Genomic DNA, 20,933 nt, shown 5'->3' on the forward strand with positions numbered 1-20,933 from the left:
AAGCTGCCGTGGAGAGAGGCTCGCCACTACGCCAGCTTTCTTGGGGCGGGTCAAATACCCCACACCAATGATGGGGTTTCCCTTCGGTTTCGCCTTTGGCCTGAGATGCTATGCGTAGCCAACATCCGCGCAGTCGCTATTGGCCGCAGCAGCCGCGCACCAACGCCGGACCATTGCCCGGATGTTTCGGTCCTCACGAAAGTCGCTCGGTGTACCAGCGCAAATCAGCGACCGGGTGTTGCCATCCGGCAGGACCAGCACGAAACGCAGATGACCGCTGCCCGTCATCGACACGGCGGCCACACGGCCGCCTGCCGATTCGATCACTCGCCTCCGGTTCCGGGCGCGGTGCCCGATCCGCCCGGCCATCACGCCCACCCCGCAACGGTCCGGAGCGCCCGGTCGCGACCAGCTTCGAGGGTCTCCGGGCGTGTCTTAGCGGAGAGCAGGTGCCGCGGCTTGCGCCCAAGGAAGTACGCGATTCGCTCGGCATTCGCGCCCGACGGATGGGGCAAGCCTGCCAGTATCTGGTCGCGTTTCAGGATGCCCGTGGCGACCTGACGCTCGCACGCTTTGAGGGCCGTGGGACCGAGCGGAACGTAGAGCGCGGCCGGCAAATCGCGGCATTCGGTGGAGAACCAGCGATTGAGTTCACCCATCAGCAGGGTGGACGCCTCCAGCTTGCCGCCGGAGTAATTCTTGCCACCTTCGAACACCGGATAGCGCAGCGCGGAGGTGAAGTGCGCCAGATGCTGTTCTGCACCCCAGAACTCGGCGGTGGAGCAGATTCCAAGACGATTCGCCACGCCTACGTGGTCGAGGAGATCCACTAGGTTGCGACGCATCGGGCCGGCAAAGCTTGCGGTTGCTTTGGCAATCTCGGCGGCCTCCGTATGCGGGAGACCGCGCCGCAGCGCCTGCCTCGCCGCCTCCAGGGCGGCGACGGCCTGCATCCTGCCCGGCGTAATACCGACGATGACCACCCGCGCCGTCAGCGTCACATGGTCGAAGGGTGCGTAGTAGACCTCGTGGCGGTGATTGGCGGTCATGCGGAGGGCGTTCGGCAACGGCATCTGGGTGGCGAACGCCTCGGGCAGGCTCGCAATCGCCTCGGCGTAGCGGTCGAACTGGCTGTTGGTGGTCATGGCAATTCCCCTGTGGATTGAATAGTGGCGTCACGACAAAGCGCGCCGGAGGTCGGCGCGACGCATGCGATCGAAGCGGACACCCGCGACGATGCCGGGGACGCCGTTCCTATTTGGGCGACGCCAACGCGGCGTAGGCATGCGGACCAACGCCTCCAGCGCGGTGAAGTAGTCCTTGTGCTTTTCTTCGTCCCCCTTGGCACCGATGGTGAATCGACCGGACACACGACAATCAGGTCCAAACCATGATCCGTCGCGTGCGACCGGTACGAAGACAACATCGTCCAGGTCGCCGACAGGTTCGGTCTGCTGTGCGGTGTCGGATTCGCCGGGCAATCCTTTGGTGGGAACGTAGCCCTGCTTGAGCATCCACGGCAGCGCGTCACCGGGCTCGGCGTAGCGCCGATTTTCGTCTTCCACCGTCGGGAAATTCTTCCGGTGGGCATTGGTGATGACGGTAGGCTCTCGCACATCGAGCAGGAGCGCGATGTCGGCCATGGTGAGGCGCTCCCCCCGGTCGACCTTCAGACGGGCCGCCGCCCGGGCCACCAGGTCGGCAAGGATGCCGCGATGGAAGTACCCGAACGGCAGATCGCCCGCACCGACTTCGTGCGCGCCGAGCACATCCATCTCACCGTGAGCTTCCCGCTCCATCTCATAGCCGTGCAGCACAGCCGGGGAGAACGTCCGATCGACGGCCAGCTGCAACGCGGAGACATCAACAGGGATGTCGGGCGCCCACTCCTGGTCCTGCACGTAGCTCTCAACGCGTCTGACATGCCCAAAGAGGGCCATGCCGGTGATCTCGGCGAGGTCGTCCGGGTGACGGGATTGCGCGAACTCGGAATCGGCCGCCAGGCCAAGCGCTCGAACGCCGGCTTCCTCGCCGATCACGAAATCGGCCAGAAGAGCGATCTCGGTGGCCAACAACTGAGCTTCGCGAGTGAGCTGGTCGGCGGTGTAGGTCAAGGTCATACGGTAGGCCTCTGCAATGTCGTGATGCTCACATCATACGGACAGCTTGCTGATTGTCAAGTTGTGATCATTACAGTATTTCGATGGGCCGGCCCGCCCATGCCGCACGCCGAGCACATCGGCCCTGGGAAAAGCCCGCGGCATGAAAAACCCGGGTAGCCGGCGACACCCGGCCCCACGCTGAACCGGGATGACCGACAGTTGGGGCGGGAGGGCTACCATGGGCGCCGGTTCTTCGGCTGGGATCGCGGCGTGACCACCAGCCCACCGTGGCCTTTTGGGGGTACCACTGGGGGTACTGCCTCCGGCCGAATCACGTTCCCGCAAGTGAAATCAGAGTGTTAAGTCCCACATGAAAATCGCCAGCTGGAACGTCAACTCGCTCAACGTCCGGATGCCGCACCTGGAGCAGTGGCTGTCGTCGGCGTCGCCCGACGTGGTGGGTCTTCAGGAGACCAAGCTCGCCGACGACCGCTTCCCGGACACCGCACTGGCCGCGATGGGCTACCGCAGCGTGTTCTGCGGCCAGAAGACCTACAACGGCGTCGCCATCCTTTCGCGCACGCCGGCCACCGACGTGCAGTTTGGCATCCCCGGTTTCGAGGACGAGCAGAAACGGGTCATCGCCGCGACCGTGGGCGATACCCGTATCGTCAATCTCTACGTGGTCAACGGCCAGTCGGTCGGCAGCGACAAGTACGCATACAAGCTGCGCTGGCTGGAGGCCGTGCACGGCTGGCTGGAAGCCGAGCGGCAACTGCATCCGCGGCTGGTGGTGCTGGGGGACTTCAACATCGCGCCGGACGACCGCGACGTGCATGATCCCGTCGTCTGGAACGACGAGCACATCCTGACCTCCGCCGCCGAGCGGGCCGCGCTGCGCAGGCTGCTGATGCTGGGGCTGCACGATGGCTTCCGCCTGCACAACGAGGAGGCCGGCGAGTTCAGCTGGTGGGACTACCGGCAGGCCGCGTTCCGCCGGAACATGGGGCTGCGCATCGACCTGACCCTGGTGTCCGACGCTCTCCGCCCGCTCTGCCGCGCCGCGGGCATCGACCGCGAAACCCGGACATGGGAGCGGCCCAGCGACCATGCCCCGGCCTGGGTCGAACTCGACTGACAGGCTCGTCCTCGGAGCGTCGCGCACAAAAAAGGCCCGGCAACTGCCGGGCCTTTGCGTTTCCGCCGGAGCGACTGTGCTTAACGCACGCGTCCGCGACGGAACAGGTTGACGATCGCCAACAGGACGATCGCACCAACCAGCGAGATCAGGATGCTCGGAATGCTGATGCCATCGTTGATGTCACCGCCACCGATACCCATCAGGCCGGCCAGCCAGCCGCCGAGGAAGGCACCGATGATGCCGACCACGATGTTCAGGAAGATGCCCTGCTGCGCATCGGTCTTCATGATCATGCTTGCGATCCAGCCAATGATGCCGCCTACGATCAGCCAAATGATGATGCTCATCATGTTTACGTACTCCTTCGGTCCATTCAGAGGGTGGAAAAGCACCCCTGCTTGGGGGCATCCGCAGTCTGTATAGGGGCGCGTGACGGGGACGTCTGCGATGAACAGGGCCCTCGCGGGGCCGTGGCGAACTAGGCCAGCAGGTCCAGCAGGATCTGCCGCGGCAGCTTTCCGGTCTCGTTCCGGGGCAGGCACTCCACCCGTCGCAAGCGGCGTGGCAGGAACACCGGATCCAGCTGCGCCCGCAGTGCTTCCAGGATCTCGCCTTCGCTGATGCCGGGCGCCACCGCCAGGGCGGCGATGCGTCGGACGCCGGTGCTGTCGCAGCCGTCCATCTGCAGTACCACGCCGTCCTCCACGCCGGGCACCGCCAGCAACTTGCGGGTCAGGTCCCCGAGCGAAGCACGCTTCCCGGCGATCTCCAGCAGGTCCGTGCTGCGCCCGCGCAGCTCGAAGCGCCCGTCCGGCAGCAGGTCCATCAGGTCCGCCACCACCACCGGTGCATCGAGATGCGCCGCGTGCACGGCGGTGCCGTCGGGTTGTGGCGACAAACGCACGCCCGGCAGCAGCGTCCAGGCGCTTTCGATGGCGGTCCGCCGGCGCGCGAAGATGCAGGTTTCCGTCGACCCGAACACTTCCCGCACCTCGCAACCGAAGCGGGCTTCAGCGGCGGCGGCCAGCTCGACCGCCAGCGGCGCGGTGGCCGAGACGATGCCGGCCATCGGCGGCAGGTCGACTCCCGAGGCGACCAGTGCGCGCAGGTGTACCGGCGTGGTCACCAGCAGCGCAGGCTCGGGCGACTGCGCCAGCGCCTGGGCGACATCGCCGGGGAAGAAAGGCCGACCGGCGTGCACCGCCACCGGCCCGAGCAACGGCAACAGCACCGTCATCTCCATGCCGTACATGTGTTGCGGTGGCACCGTGGCCACCAGGTGGCCACCCTGGCGCGGCAGCAGGTCGCCGAGCGCGGCGAGGTTCTGGCCGGTGCTGGTGCGCAGGTCGCCCCAGCGCTTGGGATTGGCCTTGGGTTCCCCGGTGCTGCCGGACGTGAATCCGATCGCCACCAGCGCATCGTCGGGCACGTCGGGCAGCACGCCTTCCGCACGCGGCAGCGCGGCCGGCAGGCAGTGGTAGTGCGGGGGCTGCGGTGCCAGCGGCCCGTCGCCCAGGCAGTAGCTGCCGGGATGGGCCGCCAGCACCTGGTCGACCACGCCTGGAGCGCGGCAGGAAGGCAGCAGCGTGGTCTGGCCGCGGATGATCGCCGCGCAGAACCCGACCAGGAAGCGGTAGCGGTCCTCGCAGAGGTTGATGGCGTAGCGGCCCTGGGGCAGGCCCGCGGCCACGCCCAGGACCTCCCTGCGGAAGATGGACAGGTCCGTCTCGCCGCGGCAATCGAAGGCCAAAGGTCGGACGTCCTCGCCCATGGCGATTGGCGAGGCGACGCTGCTGGCGGACGCGTAGGTGGCGCTGGCTACCGCGGACATGGCTTTCCTGTGGTGCTTGATACGGCGGCATTGCGCCGCTCCCCTGCCGGTAGCTTACGCTGGCGGCCCCATGCGAAGCCAACCGCCGCCGACGTTTCCACCCGCGCGCGCCGCTCCCCGCTGGGCCTGGCTGCCGCTAGCCCGTCGGGCGCCGGCCGAGCCGGTCGCGCGGCAATGGATCGGCGGGTTGCTCGGCCGCGAGCCCGACGGGCTCCCGCTGACGAGGAACCCGCATGGTCGGCCGGTGTTCGGGCCGCCCCTGCAGCACCTTGACTGCAACTGGAGCCACAGCGGGGACGGGCTGCTGGTGGCCCTGGCCGAAGAGCGGTGCGTGGGCATCGACCTGGAGTGGGTGAAGCCACGCCCGAATGCGTTGGCGCTGGCCCGTCGTTATTTCCATGCCTCGGAAGCGGCATGGCTGGCCGCGATGCAGCCACCGGAGCGGGAAGCCGCTTTCCTGCGGCTGTGGTGCGCCAAGGAGGCGATGCTCAAGGCACACGGTCGCGGGCTGGCCTTCGGCCTCGACCGCCTGGCGCTGCAACCGGGCCCCGGGGGACTGCAGGTGTCCAGTTGCGCCGGCGAGCTGGGGGCAGCCGATGACTGGTCCCTGCTCGAGCTCACCCCCGCGCCGGGCTACGTCGGCGCCCTCGCCTGGCGCTGCCGGTGATGCCGCCGGCGCGGCATACTTGCCGCCGATGAAACCCCATGATCTTCCGCCGTCGCTCCGCCCCCGCCTCGAGGACGGGCTGGCCACGCTCGCCCTGGAGCGCGACCTGGCCGCGCCGCTGCTGGACTACCTCGCGCTGCTGGTGCGGTGGAACGCCACCTACAACCTCACCGCCGTGCGCGACCCGGCTGAAATGGTCGACAAGCACCTGCTCGACTCGCTGGCGATGCACCCGTACGTGGACGCTCCCGCCACGCGCGGCGGGAGCCTCGCCGACCTCGGCACCGGCGCCGGCCTGCCGGGCATCCCGCTGGCGATCGCCAAGCCCACGCTGCAGGTGACGCTGGTCGAAAGCAACGGCAAGAAGGCGCGCTTCATGCGCGAGGCGATCCGCAAGCTCGGCCTGCGCAACGCGCGGGTCGCCGAATCCCGGATCGAGCAGCTGGACGAGCCGGGTGGGTACGACGCGATCACCGCGCGCGCGCTCGCGACCCTGCCACTGATCCTGCAACTGGGCGGGCACCTGCTGGGCCCGGACGGCGTGCTGCTGGCGATGAAGGGTGCCTATCCGGAGGACGAAATCGCAGCCCTGCCGGAAGGCTGGGAGCTGCGGGGTTCGCAGCCGCTGCAGGTGCCGGGCCTGGACGCGGAGCGCCACCTCCTGGAAATCGGGCGCTCCGGGGCCCGTCAGGAGGGGTTCGGCAAGCCGGCGCCGGGGCGGGCATAATCCCCTGTCCGACCGGCGCCCGGCGCCGTCTTCGCTTCACGCACCACTGAACCAGGGGACGAGCCGCATGGCCCGCATCATCGCCGTCGCCAACCAGAAGGGCGGGGTCGGCAAGACCACCACAGCGGTCAACCTGGCCGCAGCGCTGGCGCGCACGCCGAAGAAGGTCCTGCTGGTCGACCTCGACCCGCAGGGCAACGCCACCATGGGCGCGGGCATCAACAAGCGCGAGCTCGAGGCCTCGGTGTGCGAGGTGCTGCTGGGCGAGAGCGACGCGCGCGCGGCCGTGGTGCGCACCGAAGAAGACTACGACCTGCTGCCCGGCAACATCGACCTGACCGCGGCCGAGATCCAGCTGATGGGGGTCCAGCGCCGCGAACACCAGCTCAAGCAGGCGCTGGCGCCGATCGTCGATGACTACGACTTCATCCTGGTGGACTGCCCGCCGGCGCTGTCCCTGCTCACGCTGAACGCGCTGACCGCAGCGGATTCGGTGATCGTCCCGATGCAGTGCGAGTACTACGCGCTGGAAGGCATCAGCGCGCTGCTCGACACCATCGAGGCGATCAAGGCAGAGCTGAACCCGAGGCTCGAGATCGAAGGCGTGCTGCGCACCATGTTCGACGTGCGCAACAACCTGGCCAACGCGGTCTCGGCTGAACTGACCAATCACTTCGGCGAACAGGTGTTCCGCACCATCGTGCCGCGCAACGTTCGGCTGGCCGAGGCACCCAGCCATGGCCAGAGCATCGTCGGCTACGACCGCGCTTCGCGCGGGGGCATCGCCTATCTCGGGCTGGCCGGCGAAGTGCTGCGCCGCCAGCGCGAGCGCGAGGCTGCCGCACCCGTCGCCACCGCCAGCGCGCCGACCCCGGAGACCGCCGCATGAGCGAGAGCAAGACACCCGCCAAATCCGCATCGGCGGCCAAGAAGCGCGGCCTGGGCCGGGGCCTGGAGGCACTGCTGGGCCCGAAGGCGGCGGCCGAGGTGCCGGCACTCGAGGCGGCCGCGGGTGACACCCTGCGCCAGCTTCCCGTCGATGCCCTGACTGCCGGCAAATACCAGCCCCGCAAGCACTGGGACGAGGACAAGCTCGAAGAGCTGGCCGAATCGATCAGGGCGCAGGGCGTGATCCAGCCGATCGTGGTGCGCGAGATCGGCGACCACGGCGGCAAGACCTACGAGATCATCGCCGGCGAACGCCGCTGGCGCGCCTCCCGCCTCGCCGGCCTCACCGAGATTCCGGTGGTGGTGCGCGAAGTCGACGACCGCACCGTCGTCGCGATGGCGCTGATCGAGAACATCCAGCGCGAGGACCTCAATCCGCTTGAAGAGGCCGGCGCGCTGCAGCGCTTGATTGACGAATTCGACCTGACCCATGCGCAGGCGGCCGGTGCCGTCGGCCGCTCGCGCGCGGCGGTGTCCAACCTGCTGCGCCTGCTGGAACTCCCGCCGGCCATCCGCGCCCTGGTCGAGGCGCGGCGGCTGGAAATGGGGCACGCGCGCGCGTTGTTGACGCTGTCGCCTGAACTCGCCAGCAAGCTCGCGCACGATGCGGCCGAGAATGGCTGGTCGGTACGCGAGGTCGAGCACCGTGCGCAGCAGTTCGCCCTGGGCAAGGTGCCGGACAACAAGCGCGCCAAGCCCGCCCGGCAGAAGCCGCACGCCGACATCGTGTCGCTGGAGCGCGAGCTCTCGGAGTCGCTCAACACGAAGGTCAACGTGTTGCACGGGCGCGGCGGCAAGGGCCGGCTGGTGATCCACTACAGCGACCTCGACTCGCTCGACGGCGTGCTGGAGAAGCTGCGCAGTCCGAGCGAATAGTCCGTTGCACCTGCGTCTCCCCGGGGTCTGGGCGACGCTGGTATCGGATGCGAAGATGCGGGACGACTTCCTTCCGGACGTGCCCGTGAAAGCATCCGTAGCCCTGTTCCTCGCCCTGCTGGTCAGCTGCCTGCCGGCTTTCGCCGCGGCTCCCGTCGACGACGGCGGCCCCGTCTCCGCCGACCAGCGATTCCAGGCCATCCATGAACGCGAATGGGCCTGGCGCAGCCGCGAGTTCGGAATGGGCGACAAGGACGACCCCGGCTACCAGCCACGCCACACGCTGCCGTCGGTCGATGCCGAGAGCCAGGCGGCCCGGTTGCAGGTCTGGAAAGACGTGCTCGCCGAACTGGACACGATCGACTCCGCCCAGCTGTCACCGGAGAACCGCGTCCACCTGGCGGTCTATCGCCCGCAGGTCGAGAACCTCGCCGCCGAGGTCCGGTTCCGCGGCTACGAGATGCCGTTCAACTCCGACTCCTCGTTCTGGTCGAACCTCGGCTTCATGGCCCGCCAGGAGCTGCGCACCGCCGAGGACTATCGCGCCTACATCGACCGGCTGGCCGACGTACCCCGCCATTTCGACCAGCACATCGCAAACATGCGTGCCGGCCTCGCCCGCGGCTTCAGCGTGCCGCGCGCGGTGCTCGACGGGCGCGACGTGTCCATCTCCACCGTCGCCGAACTCCAGGACCCGACCGAGTCACCCCTGTACACACCTTTCGAGCGGATGCCTGCCTCGATCCCGGCTCCCGAACAGGTCGCCCTGCGCGCCGATGCACGGGCCGCGATCGCCGACGGTGTAATCCCCGCGCACCGGAAGTTGCTGGCCTTCTTCCGCGAGGAGTACGTCCCCAACGCCCGCACCACCCTCGGCGCCAGCGAGATGCCCGGCGGCGAGGCGTACTACGCCCAGCAGATCCGCGAGTACACGACGCTGGAGCTGTCGCCCGACCAGATCCACCGGATCGGGCTGGACGAGGTCGCCCGTATCCGGGCGGAGATGGGCGAGGTGATCGCGGAAGCCGGCTTCGACGGCAGCTTCGAGCAGTTCCTCCACTTCCTGCGCACCGACCCCCAGTTCTACGCGACCACGCCGGAGCAGTTGCTGCACCACGCGGCCTGGATCGCCAAACGCATCGACGCCGTGGTCGGCGACTACATCGGCACCCTGCCACGGGCGCGCTTCACCATCGTACCGGTGCCGCCGGAGATCGCACCGTTCTGGACGGCGGGCCGGGGCGGCAACAACACCTACTGGGTCAACACCTACGACCTGCCCTCGCGCCCGCTGTACAACCTGCCGGCACTGACCCTGCACGAGGCTTCCCCTGGACACGCGCTGCAGGGCGCGTTGGCCGAGGAACAGGACGCGCTGCCGGCCTTCCGCCGCGAGACCTACATCTCCGCCTTCGGCGAGGGCTGGGGCCTGTACGTGGAGAAGCTCGGCGAGGAAATGGGCATCTACGAGACGCCCTACGAGCAGTTCGGCCGGCTGACCTACGAGATGTGGCGCGCCTGCCGGCTGGTGATCGACACCGGCATCCACGCGAAGGGCTGGACCCGCGAGCAGGCGCTGGCCTACCTGCGCGACAACACGGCGCTGAGCGAGCACGAGGTCACCACGGAGGTGGACCGCTACATCTCCTGGCCAGGCCAGGCGCTGAGCTACAAGCTTGGCGAGCTGGCGATCGTGCGCCTGCGCGGGGAAGCCGAGCGCGAGCTGGGCGAGCGCTTCGACATCAAGGCCTTCCACGACATGGTGCTGGCGTTGGGGTCGGTGCCGCTGCCGGTGCTGGAATCGCAGGTACGGGAGTTCATTGCGGACGCGGCATTGGAGCCGGTTGAAGCCGAAGCTGGCGGGGAAGTTGAAAGCTGACGCGGAAACAGGAGCAAAAGCCGAGAGCTGACGCCGAAGCTCGAGCAGAAGCTGAAAGCTGTCTCCGGGTAAGCGACGCGCCGCGTGGGCCGCGGGGCGGGGGTGGTGCTGCACCCCTCGATCAGGGCGTCCTGCCCTGACTCGGGGACGCAGGCCATCCTTGGCCTGCTTTCCGCACCACCCCCGCCCCACGTCCCCCGCCTGGGACAACGAAGCCTTGGGGGGGGGCAAAAGCCGAAGCCCGGTCATTCCAAACGCCAGCGCGGCGTCCCGGGTGGGGTCTGCGTAGAGCGGACATGGATGTCCGCGGCGGCGAGTCGGCCAAGGGTGAGTGCAGACGGCTTGCGCGGCACTGCCGCGCGTCTGTGCGAACGCCCGGCGCGCTGCGCCGGGCCGGACCGCGCAGCGGGCCGACCGAGCCGAGAAGCAGACCCCGCCCGGGGCGCCGCTCCCCCCGAAGCCGCCGCCCCCACCCGCCTTTGGCTTCGAACTTTACAGTTGCCGCTGATCCCTTGTTGCGCCAATGACAAGTCCCGCGCATAATGCCCGGCTCGCTGTGTCCAGCCGACCTGAAAGGTCCGGCAGGCTGCCCCCGGAAGCGCGATTCCGGGCCAGCCGGTTCCAGCGGCCGCCACTGGCGGTGCCTTCTCCCGTTTCGCGCGCCAGCCACGGATGTCCGCGGCGGCGGGGCCGCCGCCTCCCTGGCCAAGGGAAGCCCAATGACATTTCGAGGTGCGCAATGTCCCGTGTATGCCAAGTAACCGGCAAGCGAACGACGACCGGCAACAACGTCTCGCACGCCATGAACAAAACCCGCCGCCGTTTCATGCCCAACCTGCACGAGCGCCGGTTCTGGGTCGCCAGCGAGAACCGCTGGGTGAAGCTGCGTGTTTCCGCCAATGCCCTGCGCACCATCGACAAGAACGGCATCGACGCCGTGCTGGCCGATCTTCGCGCCCGCGGCGAAAAGGTCTGAGGAGAAAACCATGGCAGGCAAGCGTGACAAGATCCGTCTGATTTCCTCGGCCAACACCGGCCACTTCTACACCACCGACAAGAACAAGAAGAACACGCCGAACAAGATGGAGATCAAGAAGTACGATCCCGTCGTCCGGAAGCACGTGATCTACAAGGAAGGCAAGATCAAGTAAGCCGCTGGAAAGCGGAAGCAGAAAACCCGCCGCAAGGCGGGTTTTTTGTTGCACGAATGACGAGCGCTCCTCCGCGCCAAAAAGAACCCCGGCCATGGCCGGGGCTCCATTACCGCAAGATCAGTCGCCTGATCAGAAGTTGATGCTCCAGCTGTTGATGTAGCCCGAATCCGCACTGTAGACATCGCGCACGCGCAGCCTCCATGTACCGTTCAGGCCCTCGCTGCCGAGGTTGACGTTGGCATAGCCGATCACGTTGTCCGCACTGTCGCTCGTGCTGGAGTTCTTGATCCGGTAAGCCGAACCATCCGGGGCCACCAGGTCGATCTGCACGTCGCCGCGATAGCTGTGGCGGATGTCCAGGTCCACCCGGGTCGACGCCGACGCGTTGCCGCTGCGGCCGGATACCCTGATCGGGCTTTCAACCACGCCGGGGCTCGGGATCGAGTAGTCACCGTTGTTGGTATAGGTGCGCGGCTGGCTGCCACCACCGTCGCCACCGCCGGTGTAGTCCGCGACCAGGCTGACCCCACTGAAGCTGGAGTACGCCTTCACCCGCACATGGTAGGTCCCGGCCGCCGGAGCAGCGAAGGTGCAGGTCTCGGCATTGCCCGAACGGTACGGACGGCAGTCGTAGCTGCTGTCGGTCGGGGCGCTGCCGCGGCGGACGTACAGGTCGGCGTCGCCGCTGCCGCCGGACGTGGTGAAGGTCAGGTTGCTTGCCCCCGCCGGCACCTGGATCGTGAAGCTGCGCGAGCTGCCCGTGCCGGCGGACAGGCCGGTGACCGGCACGCCCTTCTGCAGGGTGCCGTCACCCGGATCACCCGGATCACCGGGGTCGCCCGGATCACCCGGACCATCGCCGGCGACCGAATCGACCGCGGCCCTGGCGTCGACAATACCGGCCCCGCACCCGCCCGAGCAGTAGCCCGGCAGCGCGCGTGCGGTGTTCTTGAGGACCGCTTCAACCTCGGCGGGCGTGAGGTTGCCACCGGCCGCGGACTGGATGAGCGCGGCCACGCCCGCTACGTGCGGTGCCGCCATCGAGGTACCTGACATCAGGCTGTAGCCTGCGGTCGAAGGCGTGGTGCTGCCGGTGTTGACGGTGGAGGCGATGTCGCTGCCCGGCGCGGAGACGTCGATCAGGCTGCCGTAGTTGGAGAAGCTGGAGCGCGCGCCGGCCCGGTCGGTGGAGGCCACCGAGACGACGTTGCTGCAGTTGCCGGGGTTGTAGCCGCTGACATTGGCGTTCGAGTTGCCGGCCGCCACCACCACCGTGGTGCCACGACTGACGGCGCTGTTGATCGCGCTCTGGTAGCTCGACGAGCAGCTGCCCGCGCCGCCCAGGCTCATGTTGATCACCTCGGCCGGGTTCGGGTTGGCGGGCACGCCGCCGACGCTGCCACCGGCGGCCCACACGATGCCATCGGCGATGTCGGACAGGTAACCGCCGCCTCGGCCAAGCACGCGTACCGGTACGATCTTGGCGCCAAAGGCGACGCCGGCCACGCCGGAGTTGTTGTTGGTCACCGCCGCGATCGTGCCGGCGACGTGGGTGCCGTGCCAGCTGGAGCTGGAGCCACCCTGGTAGTCGCCAGGATCGGCGGCGTTGCTGTCGCGGCCATTGCCGTCACCGGCGACGTTGACGTCGCTGATGAAGTCGTAGCCCGGCAGGACATTGGCGTTGAGGTCACTGTGGTTGGTGATGCCGGTGTCGAGCACGGCCACCACCACCCCGGCGCCGTTGGTCACGTCCCAGGCCTTGTCGGCGCGGATGCCGCCGGTGGCCTCGAAGTAGTGCCACTGGTTGTTGGCGTAGTAGGTATCGTTCGGCGTCAGCGTGGGCTGCATCAGCTGGTCGACCTCGACGTACTCCACGTTCGGATCGGCGGCCAGCTGGCGCATCATCGCCTCGGCCTCCTGCCGGCCAAGCCTGCGCTCGGTGCGCAGCACCTCTGCACCGGTCGCGGTGCTGCGCAGTTTCCTGAGTCCCAGCGCCTTCCCGTGGAGGGTGGCATTGGCGGCTGCCGTGAGCGAACGGTTGAGTGCCGCGGCGTTGGAAGCCTGGGCGCTGCCTTCCTTGTACTTGACGATGAAACGATCGTGCGACTCGGCCGACTGCAGGCTCGAGGTGTTGACGACGCCCTCGCCCGCGGCGATGGCGGGCGTGGCAATCATGGCTGAAAGGGCCGCGGCGGTTGCAGCGGCGAGGACATGCGTGCGCATGCTGTGATTGGAAGCTGAGGACATCGGTAACTACCCCGTTCTAGTGTGGCGCTGTTGTGAGGCCCCATGGGCAGGACACGACAACGGTGCAGTCCCGGCCGCCTCTCCCTGTGCGGCACCAGGCATCCATCGCCGGCGTCTCCGGCCGAAGCCGTGGGAATCGCCGCAGGCCGGGTCTCCCTCCCCATGGCCCGCGGCGGTGCTTCACGATCTGCGCTTCCTGCGCCACGGCCTCCCTGCCGCCCTCCCCATCGCCAAGCCTTGCCTCCGGCCCGCTGCCGGCTGCCGTGGCGGCCGGACGTCCCTGGAGGACACCGTCCATATGACGGGATCAAGTGCCTCCAGACTTCTGCCAGGACCTCAATTTGTTCTCAATTGGTCATAAACTGGCAATATTCGTCAGCTTCTCCTCGCACGCGCCTTGGCGTACGGTGACGTACAGGAGCGGCAGGACGGGGCAGGGAGGCCGCGGGGCGGGCGGCGCAGTGACATCGCCGCCTGCAGGGGTCTATCCGACAGGGGCGATGCCGTGAGTGAATCGACCGACCATCCGTGGCCGGCCCGGAGCAGGCGACTGCGGGTGGGTGAGCTGCAGGTGGACCTGCGGTATCGGCAGTTGCTGGGGCCCGAGGGCGAGGTGGAGCTCCCGCAGCGGGTGTTCGAGCTGCTGCTGCTGTTCCTGGCCGAACCGCACGTGCTGCACAGTCGCGCAGCGCTGTTCGAGCGCGTATGGCCGGCCGTCGTGGTCGAGGATGCCAACCTCTCGCAGAGCATCTGGATGCTGCGCAAGGCGCTTGGCCCCGATCGCAAGCAGTGGATCCGCACGGTGGCCGGGAGCGGCTACGTGTTCGAGCCGCCAGGGCCGGTCGAAGCCGAGGCGGTCGCGGAAGAGACGCCGGTCCCGCAGGTGGACCGCCCCGCCGCGGAAGCTTCGCCGACGCTGCCATGGTGGCACCCGCGCCGGTACCCCCGGCGAGCCGCCCACGTCCTGGGGGCCGGTCTGCTGGCGGCACTGGCGCTGGTCACGGTGCTGGCGATCCGGTCCGCCACTCCGGAGATCCCGGCTTCGCTGGCGGCGGATGGTGCGCCGGTCGCGGTCGCACTGATCGAAGTCGGCGGCGACAGCGACGGCGATGCCCGCTGGCCGGCCACCGTCCTGAGGGCCTGGCTGGAATGGAAGCTGCAGTCACTTCCCGAGGTGACGGTGCTGACCGAGGGGCATCTCGCAGCCGATGCGGCTGCGCTGTCTCCACAGATCGTCTTGCTCAGCGCCGGCCGCTCCAGCCAGGCACCCGGCGAGCGCTTCGTGCGCGCGCAGTTCAGCGGACGAAATGGAGCCCTGCAGCTCGAGCTCCGCGGTACGGCTGCCGAGATGCCCGCGCTGATCGACTCATTGTCACGAGAGGTCCTGGACGAACTGGTGCCAGGCCGGACTGCATCAACATGGCCGGACCTGGGACTCGATGCGTCGGCGGCGACCGGGTTCGCGACCGCTTACAGGCTCATCGAGCGGCGGGACCTCGCCAGCGGGAGCGAGCGGCTCCGCACGACAGTGTCCCAGGCGCCCCGCTTCGGGCTTGGGCACCTGCACCTCGCCACCTCGCTCTCGAGACTGGGACAGGCCAATGCCGCCGTTGAACAGATGGCACTGGCCCGCCAGGCCCTGCAACCTCTCCCGGACGACGCCGCGCGCGTGCTCGAAGCGCGATCGCTAGCCATGGATCCCGGGCGGGCGGCAGAAGCGGCCGATGCATTCGATACGCTTGCCCGCCAACATGCCGGGCGCCTGGACTTCCGACTGGACCAGGCCTCGCACCGGCTGCGGGCGGGCGACCCCGAAGCAGCATGGGCCACCCTGGACGAGGTCGCGTGGGAAAAGCAGCCGACCTCGGTCAGGATCAGATGGCGGCTGATCCGGGCGGAGATCGCCTCCACGCAGTCGAACCTGGAGAGCGTCCGGGAGGAAGCGGAGAAGGCGATCGCTTTGGCCCGGAGCGCCGGCGACGCCTGGAAACACGAGCACGCCCGCGCGCTGCACCTCAAGGCGCTGGCCGATGCCTACCAGTACGGGCCCGAAGCGGACATGGAGCAGTTCAGCCAGGCGTCGCGGCTTTTTTCCGAGGCCGGGGCGGAGATGGAAGCGCTCTTCGCGACGGTCAGCGGGGAGCTGGCCCAACCACCCCGGAACGGGACGGGGCCGTCGGCCGACTTCTCCCGCCTGCTCGCCCGGGCCCGCGCCGAAGGCCACCTGCGGGTAGAGGTGATGTTGCTGCGGCGTGCCGCCTTCCAGCATTACATGGCCGGCGACCTGCCCCGCTACCGCGGGCTGCTGGAAGAGGCACACGCCAGCGCCCAGGCCGCCGGCGACACCATCGGCCAGCAGGCGCTGGACGTGGACCTGCTCAACGAGGACGTGATGATCGGCCGCTTCGACAGTGCACTGGAGCGGATCAGGCGCATCCGTGCCGGCGGCATGAGAGGGAGCGACATGCTGTGGCTGGACCAGTTCGAAGCCTTCATTCTTGCCACCCGTGGCGACTTTCAAGGCGCACTGAACGCACTGGACCACACGGCTCGACGCCTGCAGCGCGAAGGCCGGCCGCCACTGCCGGAGGGCTCGATCGCACGCCTGGCCTGCAGCCGCGCGGAAATCATGCTGTCGCGCGGCGAGATGCACCAGGCTCGTGCCGCCACGCAGCTGTGCCGGAGCGCGGACAGGCCGGGACACGAGGAGATGGCCATGGTGCTTGAAGCAGCGATCGACCTGCTGGCTGGCGATCCGGCTACCGCAAGCGAACGGCTCGACCATGTCATCGCGCGGGTGCAGGCACTGCCGCAAGCACCCGACCGCTGGCTGGCGTCGCTGCAGACCGGCTACCTGCTCAGTCGCGCCGGGCGGTTGCGGGAGGCCGGAACGCTCTACAGGGAAGTGCGGGACACGGCCCGGGACACCGGCTACGACTGGCTGATGGTGATTGCCGAGAGCGGGCTGGCAGAGCTGGCGGCCGCCGACGGGCGGAGCGAAGACGCCCGCCGCCATGAGCAACAGGCCAGGCAGTACATGCATGGCGAGGCCTGGGCGGTGACGCACCGGCTCGACGTGGTGGCGCGGCAGGTGGCGCTGGACGGTAGTGACGCGGCCACGGCGGCTGCCATCCTGGAACGCAACCACGAACGCGCCCATCGCATCGGTGACGTCATCGCACAGCTCGAACTCCACAGCCTGGTGCCGGACGGCGCTCGACTCGGAGACTGCGACCCCGCCACGAGGGCCGCCCAGGTCGCCGCGACCGGCATGCGCGGTGCCACGCTCGACTGGATGACCGGCATGTCCGCCCCCGGGCCAGCGGGTTCGACCGCGGCCGGGGAAGCAGGCGGGTGATACCCGGCTGGATATTGCTGCTGGTCTCGGTGGGCTACGTCGGCATGCTTTTCGCCGTCGCCTACTTCGGTGACCAGCACGAGGCGACGCCCAAGCACCGCTGGCTGCGCCCGGCGGTCTATTCGCTGGCGCTGGCGGTGTATTGCTCGTCGTGGACCTTCTACGGCGCAGTGGGCACGGCCGCCCGCACCGGGCTCGGATTCCTGCCGATCTACCTCGGGCCGCTGCTGCTGCTGGCGTTCGGCTGGCGCATCCTCGAGCGGCTGGTGCTGATTTCCGACGAGCACCGGATCACCTCGATCGCCGACTTCCTGTCCTCGCGCTACGGCCGGGCGCCGGGGCTGGCGGCGCTGGTCGCGGCGTTGGCGCTGGTGGCGGCGACGCCGTATGTCGCACTGCAGTTCAAGGCCGTGGCCGACAGTATCCAGGTACTGGCCGGGGCGCCGGGCAGCGCGGGCGTGCTCTCCGATCCGGCCTTCTATACGGCACTGCTGCTCGCGGTGTTCGCCATCCTGTTCGGCACCCGCCGCATCGACGCCACCGAGCACCACCACGGCATGGTGCTGGCGGTGGCACTGGAGTCGCTGGTGAAGCTGGTCGCGTTCGTGGCGATCGGGCTGTTCGCGCTGACCCACCTGCCCGGCGTGGGCGGGATCGGCGACCGCATGGTGCAGGCGGCCGACGCGGTGCTGCAGCCGGGGTTGCCGGTGGGCTTCGTGGCGCAGACGCTGCTCGCGTTCACCGCGTTGATGTGCCTGCCGCGCCAGTTCCATGTTGCCGTGGTGGAGTGCCAGAACCCGGGCGACCTCCGCATGGCGCGATGGTTCTTCGGCGGCTACCTGGTGCTGATCAGCCTGATGGTGGTGCCGATCACCCTGGCCGGGCAGGCGGTGCTGGGCGGCAGCGGGATATCCCCGGACACCTACGTGCTCGCATTGCCGCTGGCGCTGGACCAGGGCGCACTCGCCCTGATCGTCTATATCGGCGGATTCTCGGCCGCGACGGGCATGGTCATCGTCACCAGCGTGGCGCTCGCCACGATGGTCAGCAATGACCTGATCGTCCCGGCGCTGCTGCGCACCGGCACACTGCGACAGACCAGCCCGGGCATCGAGCGGCAGGTGCTCTGGGTCCGTCGCGGGACGATCGTCGGCCTGGCCCTGATGGCCTACGCCTATCATCGCGGGTCCGCCGGGGGCAGCCTGGCCGAACACGGGCTGCTGGCGTTCGCGGCGGTGGCCCAGTTCGCGCCGGCGCTCATCGGCGGACTGTACTGGCGCGGCGCCAGTCGACCGGGCGCGTTCGCCGGCCTTGCGGCGGGTGGACTGCTCTGGGCCTACACCTTGTTGCTGCCGGCGCTGGCGCTGGCCGGCTGGTTCGACAGCGACTGGATCCGCCAGGGGCCGCTCGGCATCTCCTGGCTGCGGCCGCAGCAGTTGTTCGGGCTGGTCGGCTGGGATCCACTGACCCACGGCGTGTTCTGGTCGCTGCTGGCCAACGTCGGCCTGCTCGCACTGGTGTCCGGGCGGCATCGGCCGCGCCTGCAGGACCAACTGCTGGCCGCGTCCTTCCTGGATCCCTACGTGCAACGCCCGCCGCTGGGTCCGGGCGGCTGGGCCGGCAGCGTGCGTGGCGGCGAGCTGCTGGCGCTGGCCGAGCGCATCGTTGGCGAACGCAATGCGCAGCGCGCATTCGAGGAGTACGCGCGGCTGCAGGGCCAGCCGTGGAACCCGGATCGGCCGGCCGACCGCGCCCTGGCGCAGTTCACCGAGCGCCTGCTGGCGTCCGCCATCGGCGCGGCCTCCGCGCGCCTGACCCTGACCACCGCCCTGCGCGGTTCCGGCATGGAGCTGGGCGAAGTGGTCGCGTTGCTGGACGAGGCCAACCAGGAACTGCGGTTCAATCGCCAGGTGCTGTCCACCACGCTGGAGAACATCAGCCAGGGCGTCAGCGTGGTCGATCCGGAGATGCGCCTGGTGTTCTGGAACCGGCGCTACCAGGAGCTGTTCGAGTATCCGGACGGCATGCTCTACGTGGGGCGCCAGGTGGCCGACCTGATCCGCTGGAATGCCGAGCGTGGCGAATTGGGACCGGGTGACATCGAGGAGCAGGTCCAGCGGCGCCTGCAGCACCTGCGGGTGGGCGAGCCGCATGTGTTCGAGCGGGTGCGGGCGAACGGCCAGGTGATCGAGATGCGGGGGCAGCCACTGGAAGGCAGGGGCTACGCCACCAGCTACAGCGATGTCACCGCCTACAAGCGCTCCGAACATGCGCTGCGGGAGATCAACGAGACGCTCGAGCAGCGCGTCGAGCAACGCACGCGCGAAGCGGAGGCGGCGCAGCAATCAAAGGCCCGGTTCCTGGCGGCGGTCAGCCACGACGTCCTGCAGCCGCTCAACGCCGCGCGCCTGTTCACCTCGGCCCTGCGGCAGCAGGGCGACGGACGTGAGCAAGCGCGCCTCGCCGAGCGGGTCGACGCGTCGCTTCGCGCGGCTGAAGACCTGCTGGACGGGCTGCTCGACATCTCCCGCCTCGATGCCGGCGTGCTGCAGCCCGAGCCGGCCGATTTCGACGTCACCACGCTGCTGCGCGAGTTGGCTGCGCAGCACACGCCCACGGCGGCGAGCCGCGGTCTCGAGTTGCGCCTGAGGGTTCCGCCGGCACCGCTATGGGTGCACAGCGACCGCCGCCTGCTGCGCCGGGCGCTGCAGAACTTCCTGGCCAACGCACTGCGCTACACGCGCCAGGGTGGCGTGTTGATGACCTCTCGCATGCGCGACGGCGCCGTCGAGCTGCAGGTCTGGGACACCGGGCCGGGCATTTCGCCGCACCACCTGGAGCAGATCTTCGAGGAATTCCGCCGCTTCGAGCACCCGGGCCGTGGCGAACGGGGGCTGGGGCTGGGGCTGTCGATCTGCCAGCGCATCTCGCGCACCCTGGATCACCCGCTGCGGGTGCGCTCGCGCGTCGGCACCGGCAGCGTGTTCTCCATCCAGGTGCCCTGCGGCCAACGGCCGGCCGCGGCACCTGCCGCCATCACTCCGTTGCCGCTGGTGGGTGAGTCGCTGGCCGGGCTGCGGGTGATCTGCATCGACAACGATCGCGAAATCCTCGACGGCATGCAGTCCCTGCTGTCGCGCTGGGGTGTCCGACCGCTGCTGGCGGCCACCGCCGACGAGGCGTTGGCACTGGTCGCGGCGCTGCCACCGCACGAACAGCCGGACGTGGCGCTGGTCGACTTCCACCTGCATGACCGGCTCGACGGGCTGGGCGTGATCCGGGCACTGCGGGTGGGCCGCCCGCGCCCGCTGCCGGCGGCGCTGCTGACCGGCGATGGCAGCAGCAAGGTCAAGCTCGCCGCGCGCGAGCACGGTTGCCTGGTGCTGACCAAGCCGATCAAGCCTGCGTCCCTCCGGGCCTTCCTCGCCGCCCAGCAGCGCGCCTGACTACGGGCCGCGCTGGCCCAGCGACTGCACCCGCGGATCGTCGATCTCGATCACGGCGTACTCCTCCCGCGCGCCGCGGGCGATCCGGCAGCGCACGTCGATGTCGTCGCCGTCGACCCGCAACCGGCCATCCACGAAGAGCGCGTTGCCCTTGTCGTGGTACCGAGCACGCCACTGGTAGGGCGTCATGCCCAGCGCCACGTAGCGGGCCTCGGCTTCGGACCTGCACCAGGGCACCAGCGCGCTGGCTAGGTGTGATCTCTCAGTAGGTTGTTCATCCGGGGTGATCCCGGAAGACTGGAGGTGCGAATCAGCCACCCCTCCAGGAGCCCCGGATGAACCTGCATAAACATGCCGTCTTACGCCTCGCGGTCGAGCCTTGCTTGTGGAGCGAGTGATCAACCATGGCCTGCGGGTCGAGGAGGCAGCGCATGCCGCGGGCGTGAGCGTCAGAACCGCTTACAAGTGGCTGCGCCGCTTTCGCGAAGAAGGCTGGGCAGGCCTGGATGACCGGTCATCGCGCCCGCACCGCTGTCCGCATGCCACCCCACCATCGG

At 68.8% G+C, this 20,933-nt stretch carries 16 protein-coding genes and 2 pseudogenes; 11 read left to right on the plus strand and 7 right to left on the minus strand.

The window, feature by feature from the left end:
* Positions 1-368: 368 nt before the first annotated feature.
* Positions 369-1,145 (minus strand): hypothetical protein, encoded by a 777-nt coding sequence (locus tag B5D37_RS06735; protein ID WP_078757946.1) that lies wholly within the window; start codon positions 1,143-1,145, stop codon positions 369-371.
* Positions 1,146-1,175: 30 nt separating this feature from the next.
* The gene (locus tag B5D37_RS15050) at positions 1,176-2,120 is read right to left on the minus strand and encodes a hypothetical protein (protein ID WP_234987731.1); all 945 of its coding nucleotides are present in this window, start codon (positions 2,118-2,120) and stop codon (positions 1,176-1,178) included.
* Positions 2,121-2,472: 352 nt separating this feature from the next.
* Between B5D37_RS15050 and xth the strand changes: the two genes are divergently transcribed.
* A complete protein-coding gene (gene xth, locus B5D37_RS06745) occupies positions 2,473-3,240 on the plus strand; it encodes an exodeoxyribonuclease III (protein ID WP_078757947.1) in 768 nt (255 codons plus the stop codon).
* Positions 3,241-3,320: 80 nt separating this feature from the next.
* On the opposite strand, the gene B5D37_RS06750 is transcribed toward xth, so the two are convergent.
* Together B5D37_RS06750 and B5D37_RS06755 are read right to left on the minus strand one after the other, a co-directional pair.
* The gene (locus B5D37_RS06750; RefSeq protein ID WP_078757979.1) at positions 3,321-3,590 is read right to left on the minus strand and encodes a GlsB/YeaQ/YmgE family stress response membrane protein; all 270 of its coding nucleotides are present in this window, start codon (positions 3,588-3,590) and stop codon (positions 3,321-3,323) included.
* Positions 3,591-3,721: 131 nt separating this feature from the next.
* Positions 3,722-5,074: an AMP-binding protein gene (locus B5D37_RS06755; protein WP_078757948.1), complete on the minus strand. Its 1,353-nt coding sequence runs from the start codon at positions 5,072-5,074 to the stop codon at positions 3,722-3,724.
* A gap of 70 nt (positions 5,075-5,144) precedes the next feature.
* Between B5D37_RS06755 and B5D37_RS06760 the strand changes: the two genes are divergently transcribed.
* The 7 genes from B5D37_RS06760 to rpmG all read left to right on the plus strand — a co-directional run bounded on the left by B5D37_RS06760 (position 5,145) and on the right by rpmG (position 11,322).
* Entirely contained in the window at positions 5,145-5,741 is a 597-nt protein-coding gene (locus B5D37_RS06760; RefSeq protein ID WP_159447354.1) for a 4'-phosphopantetheinyl transferase family protein, read from the plus strand.
* 28 nt (positions 5,742-5,769) lie between these two features.
* Complete coding sequence (gene rsmG / locus B5D37_RS06765) at positions 5,770-6,468, plus strand: 16S rRNA (guanine(527)-N(7))-methyltransferase RsmG (RefSeq protein WP_078757950.1); 699 nt, start codon at positions 5,770-5,772, stop codon at positions 6,466-6,468.
* 67 nt (positions 6,469-6,535) lie between these two features.
* Positions 6,536-7,357: a ParA family protein gene (locus B5D37_RS06770; protein WP_078757951.1), complete on the plus strand. Its 822-nt coding sequence runs from the start codon at positions 6,536-6,538 to the stop codon at positions 7,355-7,357.
* Complete coding sequence (locus tag B5D37_RS06775) at positions 7,354-8,292, plus strand: ParB/RepB/Spo0J family partition protein (RefSeq protein WP_078757952.1); 939 nt, start codon at positions 7,354-7,356, stop codon at positions 8,290-8,292. Before B5D37_RS06770 ends, B5D37_RS06775 begins: the two co-directional genes overlap by 4 nt.
* A 55-nt stretch (positions 8,293-8,347) precedes the next feature.
* Positions 8,348-10,171 (plus strand): DUF885 domain-containing protein, encoded by a 1,824-nt coding sequence (locus tag B5D37_RS06780; protein ID WP_078757953.1) that lies wholly within the window; start codon positions 8,348-8,350, stop codon positions 10,169-10,171.
* A 739-nt stretch (positions 10,172-10,910) separates the two neighbouring features.
* Positions 10,911-11,147 carry a 50S ribosomal protein L28 gene (gene rpmB, locus B5D37_RS06785; protein WP_078757954.1) on the plus strand — a complete coding sequence of 79 codons (237 nt, stop codon included), beginning with the start codon at positions 10,911-10,913 and terminating at the stop codon, positions 11,145-11,147.
* A 10-nt stretch (positions 11,148-11,157) separates the two neighbouring features.
* A complete protein-coding gene (gene rpmG, locus B5D37_RS06790; RefSeq protein ID WP_078757955.1) occupies positions 11,158-11,322 on the plus strand; it encodes a 50S ribosomal protein L33 in 165 nt (54 codons plus the stop codon).
* 132 nt (positions 11,323-11,454) lie between these two features.
* Here rpmG and B5D37_RS15055 read toward each other — a convergent pair whose 3' ends face one another.
* Together B5D37_RS15055 and B5D37_RS06795 are read right to left on the minus strand one after the other, a co-directional pair.
* The gene (locus B5D37_RS15055; RefSeq protein ID WP_234987739.1) at positions 11,455-11,751 is read right to left on the minus strand and encodes a proprotein convertase P-domain-containing protein; all 297 of its coding nucleotides are present in this window, start codon (positions 11,749-11,751) and stop codon (positions 11,455-11,457) included.
* 78 nt (positions 11,752-11,829) lie between these two features.
* Positions 11,830-13,572: pseudogene (locus B5D37_RS06795) on the minus strand (S8 family peptidase); the annotation flags it as partial.
* A gap of 505 nt (positions 13,573-14,077) precedes the next feature.
* Here B5D37_RS06795 and B5D37_RS06800 point away from each other — a divergent pair.
* The gene (locus B5D37_RS06800) at positions 14,078-16,930 is read left to right on the plus strand and encodes a winged helix-turn-helix domain-containing protein (RefSeq protein WP_159447355.1); all 2,853 of its coding nucleotides are present in this window, start codon (positions 14,078-14,080) and stop codon (positions 16,928-16,930) included.
* Complete coding sequence (locus B5D37_RS06805) at positions 16,927-20,376, plus strand: hybrid sensor histidine kinase/response regulator (RefSeq protein ID WP_078757958.1); 3,450 nt, start codon at positions 16,927-16,929, stop codon at positions 20,374-20,376. Before B5D37_RS06800 ends, B5D37_RS06805 begins: the two co-directional genes overlap by 4 nt.
* Here the strand turns inward: B5D37_RS06805 and B5D37_RS06810 are convergent, their stop codons facing one another.
* Positions 20,377-20,613 carry a hypothetical protein gene (locus B5D37_RS06810; RefSeq protein ID WP_078757959.1) on the minus strand — a complete coding sequence of 79 codons (237 nt, stop codon included), beginning with the start codon at positions 20,611-20,613 and terminating at the stop codon, positions 20,377-20,379.
* Between the two features lie 98 nt (positions 20,614-20,711).
* Between B5D37_RS06810 and B5D37_RS06815 the strand changes: the two are divergent.
* Positions 20,712-20,933: pseudogene (locus B5D37_RS06815) on the plus strand (leucine zipper domain-containing protein); the annotation flags it as partial.

Source organism: Lysobacter spongiicola DSM 21749 (genome assembly GCF_900167055.1).
GTDB lineage: Bacteria > Pseudomonadota > Gammaproteobacteria > Xanthomonadales > Xanthomonadaceae > Novilysobacter > Novilysobacter spongiicola.

Coding starts and splice junctions, on each gene's coding strand:
- B5D37_RS06735 (WP_078757946.1), bottom strand. CDS start 1,145: ATGACCACCAACAGCCAGTTCGACCGCTACGCCGAGGCGATTGCGAGC.
- B5D37_RS15050 (WP_234987731.1), bottom strand. CDS start 2,120: ATGACCTTGACCTACACCGCCGACCAGCTCACTCGCGAAGCTCAGTTG.
- xth (WP_078757947.1), top strand. CDS start 2,473: ATGAAAATCGCCAGCTGGAACGTCAACTCGCTCAACGTCCGGATGCCG.
- B5D37_RS06750 (WP_078757979.1), bottom strand. CDS start 3,590: ATGAGCATCATCATTTGGCTGATCGTAGGCGGCATCATTGGCTGGATC.
- B5D37_RS06755 (WP_078757948.1), bottom strand. CDS start 5,074: ATGTCCGCGGTAGCCAGCGCCACCTACGCGTCCGCCAGCAGCGTCGCC.
- B5D37_RS06760 (WP_159447354.1), top strand. CDS start 5,145: ATGCGAAGCCAACCGCCGCCGACGTTTCCACCCGCGCGCGCCGCTCCC.
- rsmG (WP_078757950.1), top strand. CDS start 5,770: ATGAAACCCCATGATCTTCCGCCGTCGCTCCGCCCCCGCCTCGAGGAC.
- B5D37_RS06770 (WP_078757951.1), top strand. CDS start 6,536: ATGGCCCGCATCATCGCCGTCGCCAACCAGAAGGGCGGGGTCGGCAAG.
- B5D37_RS06775 (WP_078757952.1), top strand. CDS start 7,354: ATGAGCGAGAGCAAGACACCCGCCAAATCCGCATCGGCGGCCAAGAAG.
- B5D37_RS06780 (WP_078757953.1), top strand. CDS start 8,348: ATGCGGGACGACTTCCTTCCGGACGTGCCCGTGAAAGCATCCGTAGCC.
- rpmB (WP_078757954.1), top strand. CDS start 10,911: ATGTCCCGTGTATGCCAAGTAACCGGCAAGCGAACGACGACCGGCAAC.
- rpmG (WP_078757955.1), top strand. CDS start 11,158: ATGGCAGGCAAGCGTGACAAGATCCGTCTGATTTCCTCGGCCAACACC.